Here is a 21,919-nt window from a genome sequence, read left to right on the forward strand (position 1 = left end):
CGTATCATACTTGTATCGGAATATCGCTAGAAGAACATTAGAAATTGACTAGAATTCAGCGAGGGAATCCCCCCTGAACGCTTACGAAAAAAGAAATTGTGATGTACACCCGCCAGATATTTTGCCCCCATGTGGTTTTGGCCCGCGACGTAATGAAGCGCTACAATATTCCCTGCCGGGAAATCAAGATAGATGCCAACCCGGCCATGGCCATGCGAGTTAAAGAATGGACCAACTTTCTCAGCGTGCCCACCATCATTATGGCCAATCCCGGCGAAGATGTGCCCTACACAGATTTTCTGCCCCGCCCCCCCACTCAATCCAACAGGGGCTACGACCGGGGCCCTATGATTACCGAGCCTAACAATCAACAATTGGAAGACTGGCTGCACAAATACGGTTTTTTGGCTAAGCCCTATCAACGATAAGTTATTTTTGGACGCTCATCAGAATTGAAAATCCCTATCGGTCCAAAATTTTGGCCAGGGCCAGGGGATCGTCAACAATGAGACCGTCTGCGCCCAGGGCCAGGAGAAAGCGCATCAGGAGAGGATGCTCAATGAGGCCAAACCAGATGAAGACTTGCTGGCCCCGGTTATGAGCTTGTTGGATGAGCCACGGATTAAAAACCACCATCTCGGCCATTGGGCAAACCCAGGCGGCCCGGCCCGGCTGAAGCCCAGGCACGCTCAAATCTCCCCAGCCGTATAAAGCGCCCAGTTGAATATTTGGGTTCAGGCTGTGAATGGTTTGCAAGGCCTGGTGGTCAAACGATTGGATGATGGTTTGCTCAACGTAGTTTGCCTCGGTGATCATTTGCTCTACTTTAACCTCAAGCCCGGGATAGAGGGAGGGCGATTTGATCTCCACCAGCAGCCCCACCCCGGCCGCTTTGGCCAGGGTCACTACTTCGGCCAAAGTGGGCGGCGGTTTGCCGTTTCCCGCATCCAGGGCGCGTATTTGGGCCAGGGATAGATCGCCCACCCGGCCGGCGCCGTTGGTGGTTCGCTCAACGGTTTCGTCGTGCATCACTACCACCGCGCCGTCCTGGCTCATTTGCACGTCCAACTCCAGCCAATCCACGCCCAGGGCAACGGCGTGACGGAAAGCCGCCAACGTGTTCTCCGGGGCGTAGGCCGGCCCGCCGCGATGGGCGATCAATTGGGGTTTGGCCGGCAGCGGCCCCCGCCGGGCAAAGTAGAGGCCATAGTAGAGCAGGGGCAGCAGAACGAGAATAGACAGGCAACCGCCTTGTTGTAGCCAACGGCGGGACGGCGTGAACGTTTTTGCCGGAAAGCGTTGAAGGGGCATAGTTTATCTTTCCTCCGGTAAACTCAATTATCTTTTAGTTTGCGCCGGGCGCCGGTAGGGTTTGGCTGATCTACCTCAATGACCAGCCAAACACCCGGCGTTCGTCCAGGCGCAAACCAAACTCTTCGGCTATTTGCACTGCGGCCTTATATTCGGCTGTGTCCAGCGGGCGATTGATTTCAGAATATTTTTCTGAGCTTACCTGCCAGGCCGGTCGGTATTGGGCCATTACATTTACGTAGGTATCAGGGGCAACTTCCTGGGCCAAAAAGTGCAGAATGTGCCGCGTTTCCTCAAGCATCCCCGGCATAACCAGGTGGCGGACCAGCACCCCTCGTTTGGCCAACCCGCGTTCGTCAAACTTGAGTGGCCCCACCTGCCGGTTCATCTCTTTGATGGCTTGACCCGCCGCGCGACCATAATCTTTGGCCTTCAGATAACGCCGGGATAAATCTACCTCCCAGAACTTAAAATCAGGCATGTAAATGTCAACCACGCCCTCAAGCAGACGCAAACTTTCCAGCGAATCGTAGGCCGAGGTGTTGTAAACCAGGGGCAATCGCAAACCGGCGGCCACGGCCACCAGCAGCGCCTCTAGCACCTGCGGCACTACGTGTTCGGGAGTGACAAAATTAATATTATGACAACCGGCCTCTTGCAATTCCAACATCATAGCGGCCAGTTCGGTGGGGCCAATTTCTGGCCCGCGGCTAACCTGGCTGATGTCGTAATTTTGGCAAAATACGCAGCGCAAATTGCACATGCTAAAAAAAATGGTGCCGCTCCCCCGCCATCCCCGCAGACAATCCTCCTCGCCAAGATGGGCAAAATAGCTGCTTACCTGGGCATACCGGCCGGTTTGGCAAGTTGCCGTTTTGTCTGCCAGCCGGTCCACGCCGCAGTTACGCGGACAAACCCGGCATTCGTTCAGCCCGGCCACGGCCTGCTCTACCCGGCGCTGCAATTCGCCGCGGTGGTATAGAGCCAGGTAAGCCGGTTCAAAATCTGCCGCCCGGATGATGTATTTGTCGGAATTCATGATCTACATCCTTTAATGATGCTGCTGACAGTATACAATCCGGGCCGGTCTTGGTCAACCTTATTATTGGCAAAGTAAGTATGGGGCCGGTTTTGATCAATGGAAAATATAGATTAGATTTTCAGAGCGCCGCCAACAGCCGCTGCACAAAATCGGCCACCTGATCTGCCCCATTTGGCCCCCGGCGGGCAAGGCGCGGCAGGGCCAACAGGTCGGGCAGCCGGAGAAGCCACTCGGCATTTTGAAATTGAGTTTCGGTAAGCTGGATGCCGTTCATCTGACTGGTGATGTAATCTACCAAAACTTGCGACTCGCGGAACTTGGGCCGGGCAATGTAGCCAAACGGCGTTCCGGCGTGATGGGCTTCGGCGATGGTGCTGTACCCAATTTTGCCGATAACGGCATCGCAGGCATTCACTAAATCCGGGTGAAAAAACCGGGAGTGGTGGGGCAAAAGCACCAGCTTGCCTCGATGTTCTACCTGTTGGCCGGGGCCGGGCACCACAAAATAAAAACCGTTTTGGCTTTCCAATTTTCCCAAAAAAGTGTATTGCCAAAAACTGCCGCCCATGGTCACCAATACCGCTTTGGCTTGAGCCGGTATGCCCAATTCCCGCCGCACCTGGGAGGACGGGGTGCGGATTTTTCGGCTCACCGGGGGGGTGGTCAGGTCAACGTTGCCCGGCGCGCAGACAGGTTCGGTTTGAATATGGTAATCGGCGCCGGCAAAGAGTTTTTGCAAGTAGAGGATGTATTGGTTTATTCGCCCATCGTCCTGGGCGTAGCCCTGATAGATCCAATCCCAGGTGAAATTTTCAATAAGCACGCCGGGCACGCCGGCTGCCTTAGCCACAGCCAGGCCCAACGGCGCAATATCGCACAGGATTAAGCGGCAGCCCAATTGGTTCACCTGTTGGGCTAAATTCTTAATGAAGGCAGGGTCAAAGGGTAAAAAGTCGGCCAGGCGGCGCAGGGTTTCGGGCAAATCTTCGGCCAGCGAGTTTTTTTGCGCCAAACCAATATCGGTGAGCAGAGAATGATAATTGAAAGCGCGGCCCAGCGAATTTTCAAAAAACCAGGTCGGCACTTTGCTGAAAACTTCAAACCGGATGCCCGGCTCAAGCTGGCGCAGGGCGGCCATTACTGCTGCGGCTCGCGCGGCGTGGCCAAAGCCGTGGGGGGTAACAAAGTAGGCAATTTGATGTTTGTGAGGGGGCAAGTTGGGCATTAGGCTTTAAGTCCAAAATCAAATAGGGAGAGCATGTGGTACATCACAATGCCCACACTGGTGGCCAAATTGAGGCTGCGGACATGGGGATTTTTCATGGGGACGGTAAAACAGGTTTGCGGATTGGCCTTGAGCAGCCATTCCGGTAGGCCGGCGGTTTCCGGGCCAAATAAAAAGCTGTTGCCGGGTTGGGGCCGGATGCGGGTGTAGGGCGTTTTGGCTTTGGTGGTCAACAGGTAGGCGCGGGCCGGATCAAGCCGGTTGAAATAGGCGTCCACATCGGGGACGTGTTTGATGCGCACGTATTCCCAATAATCCAGGCCGGCCCGTTTGAGGTAGCGGTCGCTGAGTTTGAAGCCGGGCCGGCCCACAATCACCAGTTCCATATCGGCGGCGGCGCAGAGACGGGCAATGTTGCCGGTATTTTGGGGGATTTGGGGTTCAACCAGAACAACCTTGAACATACCTACTCCAGCCCCACCGAACGATCATACACCTCATCCATCGCGCTCAATAGATCGCCCAGGCGGTCGGCCTGCTCCTCAATGTCTTCGGAGAGACGGCCGGCCCGGTGGCGGTCAATATCTTTGGCATTGAGCAACTGCAATTGGGAATAGATTGCGCCAATTTCGGCCAAAGTCTCGTCAATTTCTAACTCGGTGCGACGGAGCATGGCCGACAATGCTTCAAGTTGGCTTTGGTGTTCCTGGTAGCTGGTTAAGGTTCCGGCCATTTGCGCTTGAATTTGCGGGTCGGTTTCGGTTTTTAAGCGTTGCTGTAATTGGGTGATGGCGTTGGGGACTTCACGCAGGTCTCGCTGGATGATTTGGTTCAACTCAAATTCATTCAGCCGGTTGACCAGTTGGCGCAGGTGTTCTTCCCATTGGTTCAATTTGACGCGCATGGGGGCCAACTGATTGGCCAGGGGGGATTTTCTAAATTGTTTGAGTGAGTTGGCAATATGCCGGCGATAATCGGCGGCGCGTTGCAATTGGCCGGCCCGGGCCAAAGCTTTTTCGGTGGCCTCTTCCCCCTGAAAAAGGGCCTGACGCGCCGCCCGCCCCCGCCGATAACCGTAGCCATAAAGTGTTGCCCCCAGCAAGGCCAAAAAACCACCCGGCCCAAAAAAGAAAACCGTAGCCCAACCCAGGTTTTGGGCGGGGTCTGTTTCTCCGGGATTCAAAGCCGCCGGAATTCCCCAGCCCAAAATGATGACCCCCGCGTACCAGAGCGGCACGGCCAGCGCCGGCCACCCTAAAGACGATTTACTTTTAGGCCACAGCCGGATCAGGGCCATACTGGTCAGGCCCGCCAAAACTACGCCCAGAAAACCAAACAAAGCGCCCAACGATATTTGCCCGGTAGCATCAGGGACCAGAGACATGAGAACCCCGCCAAAGCCGCACAGGCTAAAAATACCCAACGTAGCCAACACCATAATTTCAATGAGGAGGGGCAGGCGTATTTTTGACGGCAACCGGGTTGCTTTAGCCGTTAACGGCAGCGTCGGTTTTTTGGTTTGACTTTTTGCCGGGCCGGGGGAGAGAATGGTTTTTTCTGGGCCGGCGTCCGGCTCGGCGGCAAAAGCCGCTTGCAGCGCCTCAATCAAGTCTTTGGCCCGGTCAAACCGTTGGCCGGGAACGGTGTCCAGGGCTTTGAGTAGTACGGCCTCCACGCCTTCAGGGATAGCCGGGTTAAGACTGCGGGGAGAAGGGAGAGGTTCGGTGAGGCGTTTCATGACCGTGGCCAGGGGGGTTTCAGCCCGGTGGGGCACCTGGCCGGTGAGCATTTCAAACAGCATGATGCCCAACGAATAGATGTCGGTATGATGGTCAACCTTTTTCCCTTGAGCTTGTTCGGGCGACATGTAGGCCGGAGTGCCAATGCCCACGCCGGTGCCGGTGATTTCCGAGGGGGTCTCAATGATTTTCGCCAGGCCAAAATCGCTCAATAGCACCCAATCACCATCCAGCAAAATGTTGCCGGGTTTGATGTCGCGGTGAATGATGCCGGCGCTGTGGGCATAGTCAAGCGCGGCGGCAATTTGGCGGGTCAAGTGGATAATCTGGTCTGTTTTCAAGCGCTGCTGTTTCAGCAAATCGGCCAGGGTTTTGGCGTTAGGAATATAGCGCATTACAATGTAACCGTAGCCCTTATCCTGGCCAAAATCGTGAACAGGGAGAATGTTAGGGTGGTGTAGATTGCCAATAGCTTGCGCTTCGCGGGCAAAACGTTGGACAAAGCCTTTTTTTTGGGCAATGTAAGGTGGCAGCACTTTTAAGGCCACTTCTCGGTTGAGGGCGGGCTGGTACGCCTTAAAGACCGTGGCCATACCTCCTTCGCCAATTTGCTCAATAATCTGGTACGGTCCCAGGGTTTGTCCAATTAAATTTTGCATGGTGCTCATCACTATCTCCTCCAAATTTGCATTAGCCCTGTGCAGGAGAGTCGTTCTATTTTACACCAACTTTGGCCAATTATCGAACTATTCTTTCATTAATGTGTCTGTAGTAACAAATGAAAAGCCCTCGTCTTGGCGTTGAGACAAGGGCTTTTTTGGGTTATTCAGAAAGGATGGTTTGACGGGTCTTTTTACCAGCAGACAAGATTAGTGCAAATTTGAGTTATTTTTGTTTGATAGGCCGACTCATCGGCTACATAGGACAAACATACTCCCACGATCCCGGTGATAACAAGCGCTTTGACAAATAACCACACCGTTTGTTTGATGAGCATAATGCACCCCTCTGTTGTAATATTGGGCAAGGAATAACGCTGGAATTTGCTGCGCTTAATAATGTTAAAATACCATATTTGGTGGGGAAAGAAAACCCCAATTTTTAGGGGTTTATTGACCCCCAATGATGGGGGTTGACCCGCCCAGGGTGTCATTTGATGGAATTTGGGCCAGGGGTTATAATGGGCACATCCGTGTTGAAGGATTTGACGACAATGAAAAACAGTTTAACCAGCGCCAAAAAGAATTGGGAGGAACTAACCCTCCGGCCGGTTTTAGACCGCTTCCCCGAACGCAAAACCCAATTTACTACTCATTCTGATATTGAAATTGAGCGAGTCTACCTGCCCGATAAGGCCGATGCTTACTTGGAGAAACTCGGCTTCCCCGGCGACTATCCCTTTACCCGGGGAGTGCAGCCAACCATGTACCGAGGGCGGCTGTGGACAATGCGCCAATACGCCGGTTTTGGCAGCGCGGAGGAAACCAACCGGCGTTTCAAATATTTGCTGGAGCAGGGCCAGACCGGTCTGAGCGTAGCCTTTGATTTGCCCACCCAAATTGGTTACGACGCCGACGACCCCATTGCCGAAGGCGAAGTGGGCAAAGTGGGCGTTTCCATTTCATCGCTGGAGGATATGGAAACGTTGTTTGAGGGCATTCCGCTGGACAAAGTGTCCACCAGCATGACCATCAATGCTCCGGCGGCGGTGCTGCTGGCCATGTATATAGCAGTGGGTAAAAAGCAGGGCGTCCCTCCGGCCAAATTGCGGGGCACGGTGCAAAACGACATTCTCAAAGAGTACATTGCCCGCGGCACCTACATTTACGCCCCCACTCCCTCCATGCGCCTTATCACCGACATTATGGCCTACGGCAAAGACCACCTGCCCCGCTGGAACACCATTTCCATCAGCGGCTACCACATCCGCGAGGCGGGCAGCACTGCGGCCCAGGAGATTGCTTTTACCCTGGCCAACGGTATTGCCTACGTGGAGGCGGCGCTCAAAGCCGGGTTGGACGTGGATGAGTTTGGGGCCAATCTTTCCTTCTTTTTTAACGCTCACAACAACCTTTTTGAAGAAGTGGCCAAGTTCAGAGCGGCGCGGCGGTTGTGGGCCACCATTATGCGGCAGCGCTTTGAGGCCAAAGACAAAAAATCGTGGATGCTGCGTTTTCACACCCAAACCGGCGGCAGCACCCTCACCGCCCAGCAGCCGCTGAATAATATCGTCCGGGTCACTATTCAGGCCCTGGCGGCGGTGTTGGGCGGCACGCAATAGTTGCATACCAACTCAATGGACGAGGCCCTGGCCCTGCCTACCGAAGAAGCCGTGCAAGTAGCCCTGCGCACCCAACAACTCATCGCCCACGAAAGCGGCGTGGCCGATACAATTGACCCCCTGGCCGGTAGCTATTTTGTGGAGAGTCTGACCGACCAATTGGAAGAAAAAGCCAAAGCCTACATTGCCAAGATTGACGAACTGGGCGGCGCGTTGGCGGCCATTGAGCAGGGTTACATTCAGCGAGAAATTCAGGAGGCGGCCTACCGCTATCAACGTGAAATTGAGCGTAATGAAAGGGTTATGGTGGGGGTGAATCAGTTTATGGCAGGTGAGGAAACCCGCCCCGAAATTTTACGGGTAGACGAGCGCGTGACCCAACAGCAATACGAGCGTCTGGCCGCCTTACGCAGCCGGCGCAACCGGGCCGGGGTTGAACAAACCCTGACTGCCCTGGAAAACGCGGCCAAAAACACCGGCAACCTGATACCCTTCATTCTATCGGCGGTGGAAGCCTATGCCACCACCGGCGAAATTTGCCATACCCTGCGCCGCGTTTGGGGCGAATACAGGCCGCCGGTAATTGTATAGTTCACCCCACCCATAATGAAATTCTCTACCCAATACTTGACACTTGACACGCGCCCCTATTTCAGAGAGGCAAGGTAAAAACAAAGCGACTGCCTTCGCCGCCCTGGCCGGGTTCTACCCAAATCCGCCCCCCGTGCGCCTCCACGGCTAACCGGCAAAAGGCCAGGCCCAGGCCAAAGCCTTTTCTGGTATTACTTCCGGCCACCTGGGCAAAACGTTCAAAGATTCGTTCCCGATCCGCGGGGGGAATACCCGGGCCGGTATCGGTGATGCTTACCTGGATATATCCATTTTTTGGTTCCGCCACCACCCCGATATGCCCATTTTTGGGCGTATACTTAATGGCATTGCCAATCAAGTTAGCCAAAACCCGGATGATTTTCTCCTCATCGGCCATTACGGGCGGTAAGTCGGCGGGAACAATAGTCTCCAGGGTAACGTTTGCTTCCAGCGGGACAATCGGCCTGTTTATGGCATCGGTAATGAGTTGGGCCAAATCCAGCTCGTCCAACTCCAATTCCACTTCACCAGATTCCATCCGGGCAATGTCTAATAGAGAGTCCACCAGGAGCTGCATGTGGCCACAGGTTGAATTGGCCAGATTGAGCAGCGATTGGTTAGCCTCCAGCACCTCTTTGGGCAGCACCATTTCCAGGAGGTTGACGATCCCCAGCAGGCTGGAGATGGGATGGCGCAAATCGTGGACAATGAGGTCGGTGGTTTCCTGGCGTAGTTGTTGGAGTTCCAGTAAATGCTGTTTTTCGGTTTGCAATTCGGAAACCTGTTTGCTCAGGCGGTCTTCGGCCCGCAGACCGGCGTCGCGGGCATTGTCGGCGGCTCGCAGCCGGGCGCTGAGCGTGCTCAAAATCCCCATCCCCACCGCAGAGTTGCTGCTCAATAGTTGCTTAAAATCTTGGCGCGTGATGCGCAAAAGGCGGGTATCTTCCAGGGCAATCACCGAGGCGGAACGGGGTTGGTCTTCTAACAGAGCCATTTCCCCCACAATCTCTCCTGGCCCCCGATAACCCAATACAATTGGCGACTCCGGGTTTCCTTTGACCACCGCCACCCGTCCAGACCAGATAATGTACATGGCGTTGCCAACATCGCCCTCGGCAAAAATTACTGCCCCCCGGGGATAGTGCTGTTCGGTCATCAACGCATCCACTACCTCCCGGCCTGCCGCCGCTAACTGGCGTAAAAAGGGGGAGTCCAACTTTACCCTTGATTCTGGAGCAATAGGGCTGGTGTCAATCAGGCGATCAATCTCTTGGGGGGTCAACGTTTGCGTTGTCATTACCTAATTTCTTCCATATTCTCTGCTACAAATACGCCTATTTACTATTTTACTTTAACAGATTATCAAGATAATGACAATAGAGTAAAAAGTCCCACAAAATTAGTCGTGTATTGTGCCGTTGGGCATGGTGGTTTGGGCCAGGCTTTCGGCAATGCTCAGTTGCTCGCCGGTGATATTGGCCTCGGTTAAGTTGGCTGCGGCCAGATTGGCCCCGCCGGTATTGGCCCCAATCAGGGACGCTTCACTGAGATTAGCTCCCCTCAAATCAGCCCGGAATAGATTACCCCCCCGCAGGTTGGCCCGGCTTAAATCCGCTCCGCGCAGGTCGGCCCCCCGCAGATTGACCCGTCGCAGGTCGGCGGCAACCAGGTTGGCTTCCCTCAAATTGGCCCTGAATAGATTGGCCTGGCTCAAATTGGCCTGGCTCAAATTGGCCTGGCTCAAATTGGCCTCGCGCAAGTAGGCCCGGCTCAGGTCCGCGCGTCTCAAATTTGATTGGGCCAGGTTGGCGCCTTGCAGGTAAACCCGGCGCAAGTTGATTTCACTTAGATCAAGGTTCTGCAAATTGGCGTTCCGCAGGTTGGGTATTTCCCCTCTGGCGCGGGCCTTTTTGATAACGCGCATCACTTGCTCACGTTTCATAATCTACTCTTTTACCCAGCAATAACAATTTGCCGGTGGAGATGGATCGCTTCCGAAATTTGCGCTGCCAAACCTGATTACTGAGGCGAGCGGTTTGTTCCTGGAGAATGGCATGAGCTGTTTCCAGAATGGCCTGGGCCTGCTCAACCAACGCCGGATTGTCCTGGGCGGCTGTTTCCAGCACCCGGTAAAGGGTCAAATAAACTTGAAAAGGGTTGTCAAGGCCGGCCGGTTCGTTAGCCTTGAGCCAGGCCAAAATTTCTTCTCCGTAGGCTAAAGCCAGGTCCAAGTCGTCCTGTTCCAGGGCCAGCCGGGCCAGACCGGCCAGGGCATCTATGGCCGGTCCGGGTTGATTCATTTGGCGGCGCAGGTTTAGGAGGTGGTTGTAAGTGGTGGACGCAGCCTGCCATTGGCCCAGTTCAACCTGGGCATGGCCTAAATAGGTGAGGCTATAACCCTGGCCTGCCCGGCAGCCAATTTTCTGTTGAATAGCCAAAGCCATCTGGCAATATCTATAGGCGGTTTGATGATCGCCTGAATGGTAATAGACAAAACCAAACTTGCCCAGGGAATCGGCCTGGCCGGCCTGGCTGCCAAGTTCTTCGCGCAGGTCAAGCGAGGGCGATAAATAGCTGCGGGCAGTAGGATAGTCGCCCAGATAACCGTAAAGCAGGCCAAGATTACTGAGGGCGCCGGCTAGAGTTTCTCTATCGCCAATTTCGGAAGCAGTATCCAGAACCTGCTCAAAATAATCCCGCGCGGCCTCATAATCGCCCTGGCGCAGGTAAAGAACGCCCACCGCCAGCAGAGACTTCACTTCGCCTTGTTGGTGGCCGATGGTGTAATGAAGGGGGATAGCCTGCTCAAAGTAATCCCGCGCGGCCTGGTAGCAACCCAGGTGATATTGAATGAGGCCAAGCAAGTGTAGATTATCAGCTTGGGCGGGATGGTGGTGATGGGCGCGACAGAAGGCCAGGGCTTGCTGGCAATAACCTCGAGCGGTGGGGTAGTCGCCCTGGAGCATGCAGAGCGTGCCAAGCCGGTATAACACCTCCGCTTCAAGGCAGCGACTGGGGTTGTTTTGGGCCAGGGCCAGGGCTTGATCCAGTTTCTTACCGGCCGCTTCATAATTACCCTGGTGATAGAGGGCGCTGCCCCAGGCCAGGTAAGCTCTGGCTTCACCGGCCACATCTTCAATTTGTTTGGCCTGGGCTACGGTTTGTTGGGCCGCGGCCAGGGCCAGAGCGTAGTTGCCGGTGACTTCGGCATAACGCGCCTGCCGCAACATTACCTCGGTTTCCTGCCGGACATCTTTTAACGCTTTGGCCAATGCCGCCAGTGCGGCGATATCTTCGGCCTGCGCTTCTCGGCTGCCCAGGCGGTTGTATACTGTTTCGCGGGCCAGCAGCAGTTTGTAACGTTCTGCCGTTTCACTATGCGGGGTCAGGTTCAGGGCGCGATTGAGGTAGCTCAAGGCTTCGGCATTGGCAAATTGGGCGGCTGATTGTAAGCCCAGCAGGGCGGCGTAATGCCTTTCTCGCGCTTCATCTTCGGCTTGGTGCCAGTGATAGACCAGCAGGGCGTAACAGGAGGCGAGTGGATCAGCCGCGGAAACCGGTGGAAAAGTCAAATTGGCGCCGGAGTCTGGGCCGGGCAGGGTTTCATCAGGATGAAGCATCGGGGAGGGACCGTTGCCGGGGGGCTGCGTTTTGCCGTAAGTCTGCTCATACCACTGCGCCACCGTGCGATGCAATCGCCGGCGCCGGTCAAAAAGTAGGGATTGATAGGTGACTTCCTGGATAAGGCTGTGCTTAAAACAATAGGTCAGGTCTGGCTCCGGGTTTGCCGGTTGGATAAATTCCAGGTAAATTAGTTCATACAGGTGGGTTTTTAAGGAACGTTCGTTTATGTCTAAATGCTGGCGTAAGGTATCGCGCAGGGTGGTGTAGGCAAATGTGTAACCGATCACGGCGGCCACTCTGAGCATAAGTTGTTCTTCTGGCGGCAGCCGGTCTATCCGGGAAAGAATGGTGCTCTGGATGGTGGTTGGCAAAATCTGAACGGCCTGGTCCAGGTCGCCGCTGATCAGGCAGCGGGTTTTGCCGGCAGCGCCTGTGGAGGCGGGCAGGGCTTTGAGGGTGATAAAACCATCATTATACAGCGCATAAATCAGTTCTTCGGCAAAAAAGGGATTGCCGCCCGCCCGTTTTTGCACCAGTTCGGCCACGGCTTCAGGCAGTTCGTTGCCGGTGAGGTCCAGTTTGGCGGCGGCCAGGGCCAGGGTATCCTCTGCCGAAAGAGGAGCCAGACGCAAATGTTCTGTTTCGGCCATTCCGGCCAGGGTGAGCAGTTCCATTGAGGTGGCGCTGCCTTCCAGAGGGCGCATGGCCAAAACCATAAATAGCGGCAATTGCTCGGACGACAAAAGCCAGGCTGTCTGTGCGGCCAGGTCCCAGGAAGCCGGATCGAGCCAGTGGCTATCTTCAAGAATAAGGGCCAGCGGTTGTTTTATGGCCCAGGCTCGCAGCAGCATGAGCAGCAGCACAAGCAAACTCTCATGCCGCGCTTTGGCCTTGAGCGAGGCGGTGAGTTCATTTTCCGGGAAATTCAAGGGCAACACATCGTTTAACAGGGGCAGATATTGCCCAAATTCGGGCGCGGCTTCATTCACGTGGGCCTGAACCCGGCTTTGCTGCTCAGTAATGTCGTCAATACCCGGTAAATCAAAATAAGTGTAAAAAATGTTTTGCCAGGCATGGTAGGGCGTTTCTTGTTCAAAACTGTGTCCCTGGCCGATCAGGGGCTTCGGGCCGCGTTCTAATGCCAACCGGACCAACGTTTCTACCAGACGTGACTTGCCAATCCCGGCTTCCCCTTCAATCACGGTGATGTAACTGCGGCCTGTTTGGAGCACCCGGTCCAGACAAGAGGTCAGTTTGGCCAGTTCACTCCGGCGTCCTCGCAACTCACCGGCGGGTTTGGCGGGCTGAGCAATGGCTTCCGGCTTTACCTGACCGGCCTGCCCCGCGCCACGGCTATGGTCAAGCGGACGATAGAGACGGACCGGCCCGGCTTTCCCCTTGACCTGCACCGGGGCCAGCGTTTCAAAGGTAATTTGATTACGGCTGTGGCGATAGGCTGCGTAATTGCAACAGATTCGGCCCGGGCCGGCTACCGTCATCAACCGCGCGGCCAGATTGACGGTATCGCCCATCACGGTGTATTCGCGCCGGGTTTCACTGCCCACCGGGCCGGCAAACACCCGGCCGGTAGTAACGCCAATGGATAACTGTAACTTATGTTCTGCGGCCAGCCCCTGTAAATCCAGGGCGCAGCGGACGGCTCGTTCGGCGTCGTCCTCATGGGCATAGGGCGGCGCGCCAAACAGGAGCAGAAAAACAGTGCCCTTGTCGTCTACGGTCAGGCGGGTCAGGCTGCCCTGGTAATGATGAATGATTTCCTGCACGCCCCGCACCAGGGCGTGCAGTTTTTGGATGGCCTGGGGCTGCGCGTAATCAAGTTTATTGACGCCCACAAAGAGCACGCTCATGGGGCGCAAGGTAGCCAGCCAATGATGTAGGCCCTGATCCAGCCAGCCCAACACGGGCGTGGGCACATAACATCGTAAGGCTTGTTCCACTCTGATTGTATCTTGAATAGAAGTCCAATCTGGCCTGGGCAGCGAACGAGGTGAAACTGCGCCGGGAGCGATGATGGCGCTGGCTTCCGGGCTAAGCACAATCTGGCTTTGAGCGGCTTGATGTTCGGCCTGGGCCGCCTGGCGCAGCGCATCTCCGGCAATAATGTACTCCCAACGATTGGAAACCCCACCCACACAAGCGGCTACAATTTCCCCGGCCCCAAGGCCAATTTTCATGGCCAGCGTCACCAGGCCAACGCTGCTTTCCATCACGCTAAACTCGTCCATCACCGATTGCATGGTTTCAGCCGTTTGTTTGGCCCGCCGGGTGGCTGTGGCTAACGCTTCATCCACAGCGGGAAACATTGCGGTCAGGGAATCGCCGCCAAATTTGATCACCTCCCCCCCTTCGGCCTCGATGAAGGCAATCATCCAACTGAAGTAGCGGTTGAGCAGGCGCGTTAACTCTTCCGGCCCTTCTGAACCTTTTTGGCCCAGCGCCTCGGTGAGGGGAGTGAAGCCCGAAATATCGGCAAAGAGAATGGCCGCAGAGAATCGCTCGGCAGTGGCAGCCGAGGGTGGCGTAGGGGCGCGATCGGCCAACACATTACGCACAATATTGGGGGGCACATACGCCGCGATGCTTTGCAATAAGTCAAACATTGTCCAGTTTTATTAAGATTCTGATTACGCCCAGGTTGGCGGCCCCTGACTGTTAAAAGTATATCATGGTGGGGCCGGTCAGGCTATCATATCTTTTTCCTAGTCCGGCGCAAATCCGAAAATAGACTCGCTTGACCATGCAAGTTGTTAATTCCCTGCTATAATTACAAAAGTCAATATAGAGGCCAATGGGCCAAAAAACTTAAAAAGTATTGGGGGATTTTATGTCGAAACAATTTGAGGTAGCAACATTTGGGGGAGGATGTTTCTGGTGCGTTGAAGCCGTTTTTCAGGATTTGCAAGGTGTGCAACAGGTAGTTTCAGGCTATGCCGGGGGTGTAATCGAGAATCCAACCTACCAACAGGTTTGTACCGGCACCACCGGCCACGCCGAAGTGATTCAGATTACGTTTGACCCTGAAGTGATTTCTTATGAAGATTTGCTTTACGTATTTTGGCGCACCCACAACCCCACTACCCTGAACCGGCAGGGGGCCGACGTGGGCACGCAGTATCGCTCCATTATTCTCTATCACAATGAAGCGCAAAAAGCCATAGCCGAAAAATCCCGGCAAAAAACCAACGCTTCCAGCTTATGGCCCGATCCCATTGTGACGGAGATTGCGCCCCTGGCCGAGTTCTACCCGGCCGAAACGTATCACCAGAACTATTACCGCAGCAATCCTCACCAGCCTTATTGTATGATGGTGATTGATCCCAAGGTAAAAAAGTTCAAAAAGGAATTCAAGGATAAACTAAAGGTGGCGGCCTAAAACTTGATTTGGGTAAAATATACCCTTGAGTCTCAAAAAAACGCCGGTTGAGCCGGTTGAAAGCGGCGTTTGAGCCGAATTCAGGGCTGTTCAATTCTAAAAGATAGTGGCCCAAAACGCATATTTTTCAGACAGGATTCACAGGATTTAAAGATTTTTTGTGGTTATTCGCCTTGTAGATGATCGTTCCGGTTATTCAACCGGAATGGGTAAATACCGGGTTAACCCGGTCAAATATCCGGTTACAGTTTCAAAACTGTAACCATCAGGTGGAACAGGGGAATAATTACGACTTTTTAAAAAACCACCACGACGCCAAGCACGCGAAGTAAAACCGGCTAAACATCTGGCTGTTCAAAATCTTGGCGTTTTTGGCGTTTTGGCGGTGTAGCTTCATTGGTAGTTTCCTGCTTCCCCGTAGCGGGAAACTACCCGTGGCCGGAGACCACTTATGAGTGACATTGCCAACCTTGAACAAATCTTAAACTTGACCTTTTCCGACAGAGCCTTGTTACAACGCGCCCTCACCCATCGTTCTTACCTTAACGAAAATCCTGATTATCCCCTGGAAGACAACGAACGGCTGGAATTTTTGGGCGACGCCATCCTTGATTTTATCACCGGCGAATATTTATACCATCACTTTCCGGAAATGGCCGAAGGGCACCTAACTAATCTGCGTTCGGCCCTGGTGCGCACCGAAACCCTGGCCCGCTTTGCCACTGAACTCAATTTGGGAGAATATCTCTTTTTGGGTCGAGGCGAGGAAGAAGGCGGGGGACGCCAGCGCAAGGCGATTTTGTGTGATGCCTTTGAGGCCCTCATTGGCGCGGTCTACCTGGAATGGGGTCTGGATTGTTCTCGCCAGCTTGTGGTAAAAATGATAAAACCGGCCCTGGCCGAGATTTTGAGTTTTGACACCCACAAAGACCCCAAAAGCCGGTTACAAGAATTGGCGCAAAGCCACTATCAATTGACCCCCACCTACCGCACCATTAAAGAGCAAGGGCCGGATCACGCCAAAGAGTTTACCGTGGAAGCCATGATTGGGAACAAAACCTACGGCCAGGGCACGGGCCTGAGCAAACAAACCGCCGCCCAGTCCGCCGCCGAACAAGCCCTGGAGAGATTAGAACAAGAATTGATGATGAAGGGTTAAGGCCCAACCGGTTCCTTGATGCCCGTACCAAAGGCATTCTACCACACCCGGCAGACAAATCCTTTCAGATACTCAGATTCAGGGTAGGTTAATAAAATGGGGTGGTCGGCGGCCTGGGAGAGATGCTCAATAATTTGCACGGTCCGGCCGGCGTCCACGGCCGCGCCAAAGAGCACTTTTTGAAAGAGGTCGGCGCTCACTGCGCCGGAGCAAGAAAACGTAATTAGCACGCCTCCCCGCTTAATTAATTTCATGGCCAGCAGATTAATATCCTTATACCCCCGCGTGGCTTTATCAACGTGCCCCTTGCGTTGGGCAAATTTGGGGGGGTCTAAAATAACCACATCAAATTTCCATTGAGCCTCTTCGTAGGCCCGCAAAATTTCAAAGGCATTGGCTACGGCATAAACGTCTTCACGCTCGCCAAAACCGTTACGGCGCATGTTGCGCTCGGCCAATTGGAGGGCCACTTCAGAGGTATCAACGTTAATAATCCGTTTGGCCCCGGTCGCGGCGGCATACACCGCAAAGGCGCCGGTATAGGCAAAGGCGTTCAATATTTCTTTGCCGGCCAAATATTTAACCGCCTTTTGCCGGTTCTCACGCTGGTCCAGGTAAAAGCCTGTTTTTTGGCCTAACTTCACATCAACCAGAAACGTATGGCCATTCTCCACAATTTCAATTAAATCAGGGGGAGTTTCAAGCCGAACCGGCCCGGCAATGGGCACCAGGCCTTCCTGCTCTCGCGCTTCAACATCGCTGCGTTCGTAAATGCCCTGGGGACTCACCAGATCAACCAACGTATCCAAAATGATGCCCCGGTGTTTTTCGGCGGCTATTGACAGAAATTGGACGACCAGCCAGGTGCCGTATTGGTCCACAATCAGGCCCGGCAGGCCATCCGCCTCGGCGTGAACCAGGCGAAAGGCGTCTGTGTCTTGGCTCTCGATAAGCGTCTGCCGGCCGGCCACGGCCCGGCGCAAACGCCGCCGCCAGAAATCCTCGTCAATCATATCGTTGGGATTCCAGGTGAGCAAACGGATCCGGATTTGCGATTTGGCGTTATAAATACCCCGCGCCGCAAAACGAGCGCGATGATTCCACACGTCTACCACATCGCCGTTGGCCGGCTCGCCCTCTACCCGCCCAATTGCGCCCGAAAAAATCCAGGGGTGACGATTTTCAACAGACTTCTCCCGGCCCTTTTTGAGAATAACCTGGCTTGTAATCATTTGTCCCTCGTTGGGTGCGTGAAAAGGATAATGTTATCTATGTTTATAGATGACATTACCTCAAAATATTTTAACGTTTAGGTCTATCTTAACTGGTTAAGCAAAAAAGTCAATGTTTGAGGTTAAGATTTTGCCTAAACTTTAAAGGGCGCGCCTTTGCTCCAGGCGCGCCCTTTTGGCTTAAGGTTGATAGGGTTGTTTTTATCGTTGATGCTTTAAAGCCTGTAGTTCCCCCTCATTTTAACCGGCCCAAAAAATGGTCACGATAACGGCAAATTTTTGGGGCTGCTCATTATCTCATTACTATTCAAAAGCTGTATAATTTCCGCTAAACAGTTGTTCCACAATGCCCGGATGAGCGTTTAACCAGGCCCCTTGCACCATCATCAAGGGGATGAGGATCGCCAGGCCCCAGGCCAGCCCCAGGAGGAGCGTTTTCCACAGCCTCTGGCGCACAAGGTTCACTATCAGGTGGATAACGGCCAGGGTCATCAAAATATGGCCAACTTGGGCGATGAGGTTATAACCATCCCAAGTGAAAACAAGCAGGCCCAGCGTGCCGTAACGGAACATTAACACTGCCGCCGCCGCCATCACCACCGGGCTACCTAACAGGAATCCGGCAGCAAACAGAAAGATGCTGGGGGCGCAGGTGTTCAGCATCAGCCAACCGGCCGGCCCGGTATTGAGCACGGTGAGAAAAACAAAGGTTGAATTGAACGCAAGCAAAACGTTAAAAACAACCAATACCCAACCAATGACATCCCGCTTGAACCCGGCTTCTGCTCGCTCTACGGCCAGGCTTTGTTTGAAGTGAATGATTGTTCGCATGCTTATTCTCCTCAATTAATAATGGTTAAATTTTTTTGACCGGCTGCCGCAGCACCGTTTTGAGTTTCTCCGGCGCTACCCGGCGCGGATCACTCAGATAGATCTCGTGATGTTTGCCGACCGGTTCGTAGCCATTTTCCGGCATGAATTCCCGGTGCATTTTGGCGATGGTAGGCGCTTCGTCGGTGTAAGAGCCGAGGTGCAAAATTTGCACGGAGAGGCCCTCGTGGTAGGTCTCCAGTCTGATTTTGGCCAGGGCGGGTAGCTCTTTTTTCTTTTTAACTTGCCGCACTGCCTGCTCAAACATGGCCGGGGTAATCCATTCCGGCTGCATTACCATCACGGTCCAAAGCCATTGATCCTTGTTCCCGCTGCTAAAGGCGGCCATATCTTCGGCCCACCACAGCCCCTCCAACGGCGGCACCACGTAATCCAGCCCCTTCCCTTTTTTGCTCATAAATTTGAGCGCGTAGGCTACGGCAAACAAGGCTTCCACTGCTTCTTGATATTCAGGAGCGGTGTTTGGGTCGCCGCGCCCGTCAATCATAAGGTATTGCATGGGTGGCACGTCAACCACCTCAAACTTTTTGGCCGACGGTTGGTATAAGTGTTTTAACTCTTTTTTAAAATCCAATTTTGTCATTTCAGCCTCCACTTGTTTGATAAATTTTTCAATCCAGGTCAGTTCAGCCTCAATTTTGGTCATGCTGTAATCAAACAGCGCATCCACAAAGTAAGGCAGAGGTTGTTGTTCTGTCCAGCGGGTTTGGATCTGGGCCAGTTGGTCGGTCAGAGCTTGGTGGTATTGCCGCAAAGCTGTTGTGGCCTGGTCGGGCGACAGGCCGGGCAGATTGCCTACCCCCAACAAAAAACTGGAGTAGCAAGGCTGAGGCTTTGCGAGTGCCTCAAACAGTGCGGACTGGAACGCCTCTGCGCCGGCTTGAGTGAGATGGAAGATTTTTCGCGCCGGCCCCCGGCCCTCTGTTTGTTCCGTTCTGCCTTCAATCAGGCCGTCCTTCTCCAATTTTTTCAACAGGAAATAGATGGAAGAAAAGCCAATTTCCGTCCATTGTCGCATGCCGCGCGCCTCGATAACTTGTTCGATTTCGTAACCGTGCCGGGGCTGCTCGGCGATCAAACTTAAAATAGCCAATTCTGTATTCGTCATTTGATATTACTCTAATACTAGAATATTATAATACTATACTATAATATCGCTTTTAGTGAAGTTTGTCAAGTGGTTTTAAGCAGTAAAGTTGAGCCGGTGGCAAAAGCAAGTTTTTACCGAGGGTGTTTGGATTGGTAAGAAGGTTTTTGGAGGAACCGTTTGGTTTTGGTTGGTCAGGATACCGTCAATTGGATGGCCTCTGCCGGGCATTGTCGCACGCACGCGCCGCAGGCAATGCAAAGATGCGCGTTGTGAAATTCAGCGATACGGGTTTGGGGGTTGGGTGTCCAGCAGCCAATGGGGCACACCTCGTAACACTGCCAGGCCCCCGTGCATTTGGCCGGGTCGAATTGGATGTGCAAATAGCGTAATTTTTGCACATTTTGCCATTCGTCGGCCAGCATTTTTTTGATGTCCATTATCTCAACTCCATCCTGGCATTTGGCCGGCGCCATACGCCGCCAGGGTGGCCAGGCCCACCAAACCTTCAATACTCCAATTAGCCTGTTCGCCGCGCATCAGGGGACTCATCCCCTGATATTCCCCGCCAATGAAAAAGGCCAAAAAGCCCAGGCCCAACGACCAGTTGAACAATGGGGCCGGTGATAAGTGCCCCCATCCAAGCGACCACACCCACAGCCCCAACAGCGTTAGCCCGGCCAAGGTGATGCCTTTGCCCAGCCCGTCCCGTCCCGGCAGCCAGGGCAGAAAAATGCCGTAAAAATAACTAAGCCCGGCCATTATGCCCAGGAGAACCGGCGTATAGGGACGCCAAAAGATCAGGCATAAAACGGCAAAAACAAGGCCATACAGGGCCAACATCACGGTGGTCATTTCTAGCCGGTCTTTCAGGGGAAATTGCACGTGACGCATAGTCTCACTTTTTTTGCGACCGGCCCGTAGATAAGCGGGAATGTCTTGCGCCCGAACCGGCCCCCAATGCACCCCCCAGCCGGTCTCCTGCCGAATTTGCCGGCCGTCAATCCCATTGGCGCATAGTTGCGGTAAAATCAAAGCATGATGGTCAACCGCCGCTATCACGCCGCTGGTTTTGAGAGCAGCTATCACCTCTTCGGCAGTGAAGTAACCGCCGCCTGCGGCGCACCAGACATTGATCCCCCGGCTGTTGGCCAGCACCAGCCAGCAATCTACCCGGCCGTCTAACGCGCCTACCAGACGGCGCACCGTCAATTCGTAATTGCCGGTGACCAGCACCGGCGATTTTCGATCCGGGCGACCAATGCGATACAGGCCGGTAGCGATTTTGGGATAAGGAGGAATGAAGCGGTTGAGAAGGCTCCAACCATCAAGTAGCAGGGTGTTAGGCGTAACTCGATGGCTAAGTTGGGGATAGGCTGGCCACAAAGTTTGGATTTCCGCAGGCATGGTGATGGGCCGGGCGCTGATGAGTTGCAAACTCCCGCCCAGGCGCGATTCAACCACTGTGGCCACAAAACCGGCTTCAGTCAAGGTTCGGCCAAAGTGGTGGAGCGGTGTAGTAGTGGCGCGGGTCAGCAGCCAGGTCAGAATTACCAGGGGCAGGCGTACCCCCCAAAAGGCCAACCGTCTCCAGAGCCCGTCGGGTATCATTTCATCGGCGATGAGCAGGCGGCCATCAGGCGCGAGAAGATGGGCGGCTGCGCGTAACACATAGCCCTGCACTTCAGGCGGGAACTCGCTGAAGGCCAGGGTGCTGACGATAACGTCAAAGCTATGCGGCTGAAAGTGGTCGGCCAGTTTTGTGGCGTCAAGGTGGTGAAATTCAATGGCTTCCGCCAGCCCGGCTTCGGCTGCTTTTGTTTCCGCTTCGGCCAGCATCCCCGGCGAAGCATCAATCGCCGTTACGCGCGCGCCCTGCGTGGCCATTAAAACCGAAAGTACCCCGGTGCCGCAGCCAATTTCCAGCACCCGCAGGTCGGTTTTTCCTCCGGCCCAAATGTAATCAGCCGCAATGCGCTCCTTGAGTGGCTGCAAACGGCCCAGCGTGAGTAGCTGAATGCCCCGGTCGTAAGCGCGGGGAGTGGTTTCGAGCCATTGCATAAAGACGGTGGCCATGGATTACTCCTTTGTAAATGGCAAATATGCAAATCGTAAATTAGCAGAATCATGGGTATGCGTAACTGGCGTTTTCTTTTTTATCAGTGAGAAAATGCCCTACATTTTCATTTACGTTTCAAAAAAGGAAAAGATAAGAGTTACGCAGTTGGGCGTTTAAATGTCATTTCGAGGAGCTTGCGACGAGAAATCTCTAATATGGCCGTTTGCAAACGAACTTCTCAGGGATTTCTCGCTTATTCTTCACTCGAAATGATATGGGGTGTG

15 protein-coding genes and 2 pseudogenes are annotated in these 21,919 nt (G+C 54.0%); 4 read left to right on the plus strand and 13 right to left on the minus strand.

Translation table 11 applies throughout. The features are described from left to right. The first annotated feature begins 95 nt into the window (after positions 1–95). Positions 96–428: pseudogene (locus tag JW953_09640) on the plus strand (glutaredoxin). A 34-nt stretch (positions 429–462) separates the two neighbouring features. On the opposite strand, the gene JW953_09645 reads toward JW953_09640, so the two are convergent. The 5 genes from JW953_09645 to JW953_09665 form a co-directional block, all read right to left on the minus strand. Beyond that, a complete protein-coding gene (locus JW953_09645; protein ID MBN1992957.1) occupies positions 463–1,311 on the minus strand; it encodes a glycerophosphodiester phosphodiesterase in 849 nt (282 codons plus the stop codon). 70 nt (positions 1,312–1,381) lie between these two features. Beyond that, positions 1,382–2,350, minus strand: a complete 969-nt coding sequence (locus JW953_09650) for a radical SAM protein (GenBank protein ID MBN1992958.1) — start codon at positions 2,348–2,350, stop codon at positions 1,382–1,384. Between the two features lie 121 nt (positions 2,351–2,471). Then, positions 2,472–3,578 (minus strand): hypothetical protein, encoded by a 1,107-nt coding sequence (locus JW953_09655; GenBank protein ID MBN1992959.1) that lies wholly within the window; start codon positions 3,576–3,578, stop codon positions 2,472–2,474. After that, positions 3,578–4,042, minus strand: a complete 465-nt coding sequence (locus tag JW953_09660; GenBank protein MBN1992960.1) for a tRNA (cytidine(34)-2'-O)-methyltransferase — start codon at positions 4,040–4,042, stop codon at positions 3,578–3,580. Before JW953_09660 ends, JW953_09655 begins: the two co-directional genes overlap by 1 nt. A gap of 2 nt (positions 4,043–4,044) precedes the next feature. Beyond that, on the minus strand, positions 4,045–5,985 hold the full coding sequence (locus tag JW953_09665; protein ID MBN1992961.1) for a protein kinase: 1,941 nt from the start codon (positions 5,983–5,985) through the stop codon (positions 4,045–4,047). 545 nt (positions 5,986–6,530) lie between these two features. On the opposite strand from JW953_09665, the pseudogene JW953_09670 reads away from it, so the two are divergent. Then, positions 6,531–8,189: pseudogene (locus JW953_09670) on the plus strand (methylmalonyl-CoA mutase family protein). A gap of 61 nt (positions 8,190–8,250) precedes the next feature. On the opposite strand, the gene JW953_09675 reads toward JW953_09670, so the two are convergent. From JW953_09675 to JW953_09685, 3 genes are all read right to left on the minus strand, one after another. Then, positions 8,251–9,486, minus strand: coding sequence for a cyclic nucleotide-binding domain-containing protein (locus JW953_09675; GenBank protein MBN1992962.1), 1,236 nt, complete (start codon positions 9,484–9,486; stop codon positions 8,251–8,253). Between the two features lie 102 nt (positions 9,487–9,588). Beyond that, positions 9,589–10,131 carry a pentapeptide repeat-containing protein gene (locus JW953_09680; protein MBN1992963.1) on the minus strand — a complete coding sequence of 181 codons (543 nt, stop codon included), beginning with the start codon at positions 10,129–10,131 and terminating at the stop codon, positions 9,589–9,591. Then, the gene (locus JW953_09685) at positions 10,121–14,434 is read right to left on the minus strand and encodes a tetratricopeptide repeat protein (protein MBN1992964.1); all 4,314 of its coding nucleotides are present in this window, start codon (positions 14,432–14,434) and stop codon (positions 10,121–10,123) included. Before JW953_09685 ends, JW953_09680 begins: the two co-directional genes overlap by 11 nt. Positions 14,435–14,658: 224 nt before the next feature. Here JW953_09685 and msrA point away from each other — a divergent pair, with 224 nt between their 5' ends. Together msrA and rnc are read left to right on the plus strand one after the other, a co-directional pair. Continuing rightward, positions 14,659–15,207: a peptide-methionine (S)-S-oxide reductase MsrA gene (msrA, locus tag JW953_09690; protein ID MBN1992965.1), complete on the plus strand. Its 549-nt coding sequence runs from the start codon at positions 14,659–14,661 to the stop codon at positions 15,205–15,207. Positions 15,208–15,658: 451 nt separating this feature from the next. After that, positions 15,659–16,366, plus strand: coding sequence for a ribonuclease III (gene rnc, locus JW953_09695; GenBank protein ID MBN1992966.1), 708 nt, complete (start codon positions 15,659–15,661; stop codon positions 16,364–16,366). A 38-nt stretch (positions 16,367–16,404) separates the two neighbouring features. Here the strand turns inward: rnc and JW953_09700 are convergent, their stop codons facing one another. The 5 genes from JW953_09700 to JW953_09720 all read right to left on the minus strand — a co-directional run bounded on the left by JW953_09700 (position 16,405) and on the right by JW953_09720 (position 21,652). Then, positions 16,405–17,598, minus strand: a complete 1,194-nt coding sequence (locus tag JW953_09700; GenBank protein MBN1992967.1) for a class I SAM-dependent rRNA methyltransferase — start codon at positions 17,596–17,598, stop codon at positions 16,405–16,407. 303 nt (positions 17,599–17,901) lie between these two features. Next, on the minus strand, positions 17,902–18,429 hold the full coding sequence (locus tag JW953_09705) for a hypothetical protein (GenBank protein MBN1992968.1): 528 nt from the start codon (positions 18,427–18,429) through the stop codon (positions 17,902–17,904). Between the two features lie 25 nt (positions 18,430–18,454). Further along, a complete protein-coding gene (locus JW953_09710; GenBank protein MBN1992969.1) occupies positions 18,455–19,597 on the minus strand; it encodes a GyrI-like domain-containing protein in 1,143 nt (380 codons plus the stop codon). A 173-nt stretch (positions 19,598–19,770) separates the two neighbouring features. After that, complete coding sequence (locus tag JW953_09715) at positions 19,771–20,016, minus strand: ferredoxin family protein (protein ID MBN1992970.1); 246 nt, start codon at positions 20,014–20,016, stop codon at positions 19,771–19,773. A gap of 4 nt (positions 20,017–20,020) precedes the next feature. Next, the gene (locus JW953_09720) at positions 20,021–21,652 is read right to left on the minus strand and encodes a methyltransferase domain-containing protein (protein ID MBN1992971.1); all 1,632 of its coding nucleotides are present in this window, start codon (positions 21,650–21,652) and stop codon (positions 20,021–20,023) included. Positions 21,653–21,919 lie beyond the last annotated feature (267 nt).

The organism is Anaerolineae bacterium, assembly GCA_016931895.1.
Classification (GTDB): Bacteria; Chloroflexota; Anaerolineae; order 4572-78; family J111; genus JAFGNV01.

What these genes read in the sequence shown, in the direction of transcription:
- JW953_09715 (MBN1992970.1), bottom strand. Translation starts at nt 20,016, where the DNA reads ATGGACATCAAAAAAATGCTGGCCGACGAATGGCAAAATGTGCAAAAA.
- JW953_09710 (MBN1992969.1), bottom strand. Translation starts at nt 19,597, where the DNA reads ATGACGAATACAGAATTGGCTATTTTAAGTTTGATCGCCGAGCAGCCC.
- JW953_09655 (MBN1992959.1), bottom strand. Translation starts at nt 3,578, where the DNA reads ATGCCCAACTTGCCCCCTCACAAACATCAAATTGCCTACTTTGTTACC.
- JW953_09705 (MBN1992968.1), bottom strand. Translation starts at nt 18,429, where the DNA reads ATGCGAACAATCATTCACTTCAAACAAAGCCTGGCCGTAGAGCGAGCA.
- JW953_09685 (MBN1992964.1), bottom strand. Translation starts at nt 14,434, where the DNA reads ATGTTTGACTTATTGCAAAGCATCGCGGCGTATGTGCCCCCCAATATT.
- rnc (MBN1992966.1), top strand. Translation starts at nt 15,659, where the DNA reads ATGAGTGACATTGCCAACCTTGAACAAATCTTAAACTTGACCTTTTCC.
- JW953_09665 (MBN1992961.1), bottom strand. Translation starts at nt 5,985, where the DNA reads ATGAGCACCATGCAAAATTTAATTGGACAAACCCTGGGACCGTACCAG.
- JW953_09650 (MBN1992958.1), bottom strand. Translation starts at nt 2,350, where the DNA reads ATGAATTCCGACAAATACATCATCCGGGCGGCAGATTTTGAACCGGCT.
- JW953_09700 (MBN1992967.1), bottom strand. Translation starts at nt 17,598, where the DNA reads ATGATTACAAGCCAGGTTATTCTCAAAAAGGGCCGGGAGAAGTCTGTT.
- JW953_09660 (MBN1992960.1), bottom strand. Translation starts at nt 4,042, where the DNA reads ATGTTCAAGGTTGTTCTGGTTGAACCCCAAATCCCCCAAAATACCGGC.
- JW953_09645 (MBN1992957.1), bottom strand. Translation starts at nt 1,311, where the DNA reads ATGCCCCTTCAACGCTTTCCGGCAAAAACGTTCACGCCGTCCCGCCGT.
- JW953_09675 (MBN1992962.1), bottom strand. Translation starts at nt 9,486, where the DNA reads ATGACAACGCAAACGTTGACCCCCCAAGAGATTGATCGCCTGATTGAC.
- msrA (MBN1992965.1), top strand. Translation starts at nt 14,659, where the DNA reads ATGTCGAAACAATTTGAGGTAGCAACATTTGGGGGAGGATGTTTCTGG.
- JW953_09680 (MBN1992963.1), bottom strand. Translation starts at nt 10,131, where the DNA reads ATGAAACGTGAGCAAGTGATGCGCGTTATCAAAAAGGCCCGCGCCAGA.
- JW953_09720 (MBN1992971.1), bottom strand. Translation starts at nt 21,652, where the DNA reads ATGGCCACCGTCTTTATGCAATGGCTCGAAACCACTCCCCGCGCTTAC.